The organism is Burkholderia sp. Ac-20384, assembly GCF_017104605.1.
Classification (GTDB): Bacteria; Pseudomonadota; Gammaproteobacteria; order Burkholderiales; family Burkholderiaceae; genus Burkholderia; species Burkholderia lata.
The window spans coordinates 21545-27732 of the sequence record NZ_JAAGPE010000116.1 but is presented as its reverse complement, the minus strand read 5'-3'; the positions used below and the strand labels follow the sequence as shown (position 1 = coordinate 27732).

Annotated in this window: 4 protein-coding genes and 1 pseudogene; 3 read left to right on the top strand and 2 right to left on the bottom strand. The window is 63.4% G+C overall.

What is annotated here, in order from left to right; genetic code table 11:
* Window positions 1-104 precede the first annotated feature (104 nt).
* Together G3O00_RS21575 and G3O00_RS21570 are read right to left on the bottom strand one after the other, a co-directional pair.
* A pseudogene (locus G3O00_RS21575) lies at window positions 105-443 on the bottom strand (ATP-binding cassette domain-containing protein); the annotation flags it as partial.
* The gene (locus G3O00_RS21570; protein WP_346778990.1) at window positions 440-2203 is read right to left on the bottom strand and encodes a fatty acyl-AMP ligase; all 1764 of its coding nucleotides are present in this window, start codon (window positions 2201-2203) and stop codon (window positions 440-442) included. The gene G3O00_RS21570 and the pseudogene G3O00_RS21575, both read right to left, overlap by 4 nt.
* Before the next feature lie 418 nt (window positions 2204-2621).
* On the opposite strand from G3O00_RS21570, the gene G3O00_RS21565 reads away from it, so the two are divergent.
* From G3O00_RS21565 to G3O00_RS21555, 3 genes are all read left to right on the top strand, one after another.
* The gene (locus G3O00_RS21565; protein ID WP_206144264.1) at window positions 2622-3569 is read left to right on the top strand and encodes a fatty acid desaturase; all 948 of its coding nucleotides are present in this window, start codon (window positions 2622-2624) and stop codon (window positions 3567-3569) included.
* Window positions 3570-3621: 52 nt separating this feature from the next.
* Window positions 3622-4494 carry a ferritin-like domain-containing protein gene (locus G3O00_RS21560; protein WP_206144260.1) on the top strand — a complete coding sequence of 291 codons (873 nt, stop codon included), beginning with the start codon at window positions 3622-3624 and terminating at the stop codon, window positions 4492-4494.
* A gap of 614 nt (window positions 4495-5108) precedes the next feature.
* On the top strand, window positions 5109-6101 hold the full coding sequence (locus G3O00_RS21555; protein ID WP_174929164.1) for a LysR substrate-binding domain-containing protein: 993 nt from the start codon (window positions 5109-5111) through the stop codon (window positions 6099-6101).
* Window positions 6102-6188 lie beyond the last annotated feature (87 nt).

Sequence of the window (6188 nt, the reverse complement as noted above, 5' to 3'; positions counted from 1 at the left end):
GTGTGAGGGTGGGTGTGGGTGGTGTGGGTTGTGACTGATGAGGAGACCGAGGAGATCTACACAGGATCTTACACTCTGTACCTACACGACGCTCTTCCGAGCTAGCCGAGCTCGACGTTCTCGAGCGCCGACAGCACGGGAAGCAGGTTGAACTGCTGGAACACGAAGCCGATGCGCTCGCGGCGAATTCGTTCGAGCGTGTCCGGCGCATCGTCGATCCGCTGGCCTTCGAGCCAGCGTTCGCCGGTGCTCGGCACATCGAGAAAACCGGCGAGATTGAGCAGCGTGCTCTTGCCGCTGCCCGACGGGCCGACGAGCGCGACGACATCGCGCTGGCCGATCGAGATCGTCGCGCCGCGCACCGCGACGACGCGGCCCGCGCCTTCGTACACGCGCGAGACGTCGCGCAGTTCGAGCACCGGCGTGAATGAGGTGGCCGTCATGCGTACGCTCCCTGGCCGGCTTCGGCCGCCGCCGTCGCGTGGATCACGGACAGCGCGCCGTTTGCATAGAGGTCGCGGCACTTCAGGCGCTGCAGCTTGCCGCTCGTCGTGCGCGGCAGCGAGCCGGGTTCGACGAAGCACAGATCCTGCGCGGCGAAACCGATCCGCGATGCGAGCAGCTGCTGGCACTCGGCGCGCGTCTGCGGCGTCGCATCGACGGGCCGCGCCTCGATCGCGACGACCAGCCGCTCGGTGCCCGTCTCGGGATCGGGCAGCCCGAACGCGATGCAGGTGCTCTTGCGCAGCGTGCGATGCGACGTCAGCGCTTCCTCGATTTCGTGCGGGAAGTAGTTGCTGCCGCGAATGATGATGACTTCCTTCTTGCGCCCGAGGATATGCAGCTGGCCGTCCGCGATGTAGCCGATGTCGCCGGTGCGGAACCAGCCGTCGGCCGTCAGCGGTGCGGCGATCGAACCGTCGTCGGGGTTCAGGTAGCCGAGCATCACCGACGTGCCGCGGATCGCGACTTCGCCGACCGCGCGGTTCGCCAGCGCGTGGTCGCCGTCGTCCAGGATCCGGAACGCCATGCCCTCGATCGGCGTGCCCATCGCGAGCACGGTTTCGGTTTCCGTTTCGGCGCCGTCGTTCGCGGCGGCCGGTTGCGCGTCGCGACGCTCGATCAGCGCGCGCCGGTCGAGCGTATCGGCGATCACGTACGGCGCGCCATCGACCGTGCCTTCGTGCCACGCACGATGCATCGACACCGCAAGCGTCGATTCGGCCATCCCGTAGCACGGCTGCAGCGCCGATGCCGCTAGACCGTACGGCGCGAACGTCGCGGCGAAGTCGCGCAGCGTCGCATCGTCCACGCGTTCACCGCCGATGAAGATGTTGCGGCACGCGGAGAGGTCGACGCCTTCCATCGCGGCGGCATTGAAACGGCGCACGCAGTAGCGCAACGCGAAGGTCGGCACCGACGTCGTCGTCGCACGCGCCGACGCGATGCGCTTCAACCAGCCGAGCGGATTCCGGATGAAGCTGTTCGGCTGCATCATCAGCAGCGGCGCGCGGTAATGCATGTTCGACAGCAGCGTGAGCAGCCCCATGTCGTGATAGAGCGGCAGCCACGACGCGGTGCCGTCGCCGGCCGCGAGGTCGAACCGCACCGACCCGCCGATGCCGAGCACGTTCGCGATCACGTTCTCGTGGCTGAGTACCGCGGCCTTCGGATGCGATGTCGAGCCGGACGTGAGCTGGACATGATGCGGATCGCGGCCATGCTTCGCGCTGATCAGCGCACGTGCACCGGCATCCGCGACGATCGACAGCGTGTCGAGATCGACGACCCGCGTGGATGAAGCGGGAAACGCGTCGTCGCGCCACGCAGCCGATTGCGCATCCGCGGCGATGACGAGGCGCGGCCGGTACAGCTCGCAGGCGACGTCGATCACCTGGCGCCCGGTGGTGGCGCGGCGCGCGGGAACCGGCACGGTGCAGGGCAGTGCGCCCGTCATCACGCAGGCCATCATCGCGGCCGCGTGCTCGACCGACGCGGGCAAGGCCAGCATCACCAGGTCGTTCTCGCGCACATCGAGTTCGCGCAGTGCGCCGGCCTGACGGAACACCTCTTCAGCGAAGCGCCGGTACGTGATGCTCGCCTCGTTGCCGGCGTCGTCGACGAACGTCATGCGATGCATGGCGCCCGCAACGTCCTCGAGCGATTCGATCAGGCGATGAATGGTGGATGCGCACTTCGTCACGAGGGTTCTCCCCTTGAGGAACACGGCCGCTCGCGCCACGGTGCCGGCGGCGCCGTTCGTCGAGTGAGGGGGATTCTTGCCGGATCGACATGACGCGACAAACGGAATATTTGCAGGCTATGCATGAGCAGCACGCATCCACTCGGCGTTGCCATGTGCGTATACGTGTGAGCCCGCGCGACGTGAATGGTCGGTACGCATTCGACCGGTCGTCTAGTTCACGATGTGGTGCGCTCATGCGCGGGCGTCATGCAATGCGTTCGGAAAATTCGTTTGTCCGAAGCATCGACTCACAGAAGAATTGCAACCCGGCAGCGCGCCAGTGTCGCCGCGTCATCGTGCCGGGCAGGGTCCGGCCAAGGAGAGCATTTTGTCCGTCACCTCATCGCTTCTCGCCCGTCAGAAACCGGTTGCCGACATGAAGAGCCGCCCGAGCGGCGTCGTCTTCTCGCTGAAGCTCGCGGTCTACGTCGCGCTCATCGCGCACGGCATGCTGTTCGCGCTGTCGACGGTGGTGGTCCTGAAGGTCGTCGGCATCCTGCTGATCGGCGCGATGTACGCGCACGGCGTCGAGCTGCAGCACCAGGCGCTGCATTACCAGGGGTTCAGGAGCAAGCGGCTCAACATGGTGTTCGGCGTGCTGCTCGGCATGCCGATGCTCGTGTCGTTCCATGCGTACCAGGACAGCCACCTGCGCCATCACCGGTTGCTCGGCACGCCCGAGAACAAGGAGTTCTTCGACTACGGCGACCAGTACGGCGCGAGCCCCGTTGTCAATCTCGGGCTGTGGGCGTGGCGCCTGTCGATGGCCGCGCACTATATCCAGTTCGCGAAGAACGTCGCGAAGCTCGTCGTGCCGGGCGCACGCTTCGGTGACAACCCGCTGGTGTCGCGCGCGATCCGCCGCGATCACCTGCTGATGGTCGCGGCGATCGCGCTGCTCGCCGGCGTGTCGTTCGCGCTGCACACGTGGTTCGTCGTGTGGGTGTGGGTCGTGCCGCTCGTGTTCGTGGCGGCACCCGTGCATGCGCTGGTCGAGATGCCCGAGCATTACCGCTGCGACCTGACGAGCACCGATCCGTTCCGCAACACGCGGACGATCGAGAGCAATGCGTTCATGACGTGGTTCACGAACGGCAACAACTATCACGTCGAGCACCACATGATGCCGAACCTGCCGATCGAGCGGCTGCACGACCTGCATGGCGCAATCGGGCCGCGCATCCGCTACTACCACCGCACATACCGGCAGTTCTATTACGCGCTGCTGCGCGGCAGGCTGTCGCCGCGTACGGTGGACGACGACGCGGACGACCGTGCGCCCGACGCGGAAGCGACGGCGCCGGCGTCCACGCAATCGGCATGACCGAGGCAGTGCTGCCCGCGTGCGTGCCGCGCCCGAATGTTTTTCAACGACGGTGACGACGATGCTCTATCCGGAACTTTTCAGGTCGCTGGAAGCGGTGCGCTGGGACATGGAGAAGGACATCCCGTGGAGCCGGTTCGACGCGTCGCGGCTCACCGACGAGCAGGCCGAGACGATCAGGATGAATGCGATCACCGAATGGTCGGCGCTGCCTGCGACGGAAATGTTCCTGCGCGACAACCGGCACGACAGCGACTTTTCCGCGTTCATGAGCGTGTGGTTCTTTGAAGAGCAGAAGCATTCGCTCGTGCTGATGGAGTATCTGCGCCGCTTCCGGCCGGAGAGGGTGCCGACCGAAGCGGAGCTGCACGCGGTGCGCTTCGAATTCGATCCGGCGCCGCCGCTCGAGACGCTGATGCTGCATTTCTGCGGCGAGATCCGCCTGAATCACTGGTACCGCTGCGCGGCCGACTGGCACACCGAGCCTGTCATCAAGCAGATCTACGAAACGATCTCGCGCGACGAAGCGCGCCACGGCGGCGCATACCTGCGTTACATGAAGAAGGCACTGAACGATTGCGGCGACGTCGCCCGTGCCGCGTTCGCGAAGATCGGCGTGCTGATGGCGTCGGCGCGCCGCACCGAGAAGCCGTTGCACCCGACCAACCTGCACGTGAACCAGGCGCTGTTCCCGCGCGACACCGTGCAGTCGCGCCTGCCCGATCCGGAATGGCTCGAGCGCTGGCTCGACGAGCAGATCCGTTTCGACGGCGAGTGGGAAAAGAAGGTTGTCGAGCGGATCCTGCACAACCTGTCGATCCTGTTCGAGCGTACGTTCACGTCCGCGCAGGAACTTAACCGCTATCGCCGCGAAGTGACCGCGCGGACGAACCGTGTGGCGGACGGCGTGGTGGACAGCGTATAGCGACACGCATTCCGTCCAGTAAAGGACGGAACCGATTCCGGACGGCGTGGCGTCGTCATGCACGCCGATTGCCGTTTCCGGTCGACGGAATATTCAATTCCGGACATAATTGGTTCATCAATTTCCGGGGGGTGCATGGCGCAATTCAATTTCATGCGTTTAGTATATTTTCATAAACATGAAATTGAGGATTTAAATAGTATTCCGCGTGAATGTTGAGATGCGTATTCTTTTCGCAATCCGGTAAATGAATAAAAATGTCTGGTAAGTGAAATTGAATTGTAGGCATCGAGATGTGCCTCTGTTGTAGCGTCGGGATGGCTTTCTGGGCGTGGATATGTGCCCGTAATGTCCTGTTTTTGCGAGCCTTTCGCGGCCACAACCAGCATCGCTCCGGTAGTATATTTATTTACAAAATCACTACTTCATAATGCTAATGTAAGAATATCGGGTCGATCAAAATTGATAGATAAATACGAGTGTCACGATTGAAAATAAGAATGATCTGCATCCATGCTTCAATATAAAATCGTTCCCGAATCCAAATAGGAGAAACGATTCAGGGAGACGAACGGCGACTTGCCTGTCGGTGGGTGCAACTTTGAGGCGGCGGTATGGCTAATGTGAGATTGGCAAAGCGATTGAGAAGTATGCCTTCGCTGGATTTCCTGAGAGGCTTCGAATGCGCGGCGCGTCATTTGAGCTTTACGCGTGCGGGGCAGGAACTGAACGTCACGCAATCCGCCGTGAGTCGCCAGGTCAAGGCGCTCGAGGAGCAGCTCCGGATCGAGCTCTTTCACCGGCACATTCGTTCCCTGACGCTGACCGACAAGGGACGGGAGCTGTACGACGCGATCTCGTTCGCGTTGTCCGACCTGGAATCGGTGATCGGCAAGCTGTCGTCGAGTGTCGGCCAGCGTGCGATCTCGTTGTCGACCACTGTTTCGTTCGCGGCGCTGTGGCTGATTCCGCGCCTCGGTTCGTTCCGCGCAAGCTACCCCGACATCGATGTACGTGTATCGGCAACGAGCGAAATTGAAGATCTTAAACGCAAACGTTTGCACCTGGCCGTGCGATATGCAGGCCCGTATACGTCGACGGACGAGACGGACGTGCTGTTTCGCGAGCGCGTCGTGGCGGTCTGCAGCCCGAGCCTGATGTCGGCGGCGGGCGACGCTGCGTCGATGAAGCCGGAGGACCTCGACAAGCACGTGCTGCTGCATCTCGACGATCCGCGCGGCGAGTGGCCCTGGCACGGGTGGAGCCATCTGCTGAAGGAGCTGGGTGTGCCGCGCCTGCGGCCTGCCGGCGCGCTGCATTTCAGCCAGTACGACCAGCTGGTGCAGGCGGCGGTCGACGGGCACGGCATTGCGATCGGGCGGCGGCCGCTGGTCGACGGGTTGCTGAAGCAGGGCCGGCTCGTGGAGTTGTTCCCGCACTGCACGGTTGCATCGGGCAGCTACGTGCTGGTGCATAACCCGGATGCGTGCAACGAGTTCGATATCGCGGTGCTGACCAACTGGCTGCTCGAACAGGCGAGTCATCCGCTCGCGTCGGACCAGGAAACGGGCGGCAGCAACGTGGTGCCGATGTATCGGGTCGGATAGGACGGTCGCGTCACGCCGTCACGCGTGCGTGTCGACGGTGTCATGCGGCAGGTCCGATGCGTGGGCGCATGCGAATCGTCATGCGTC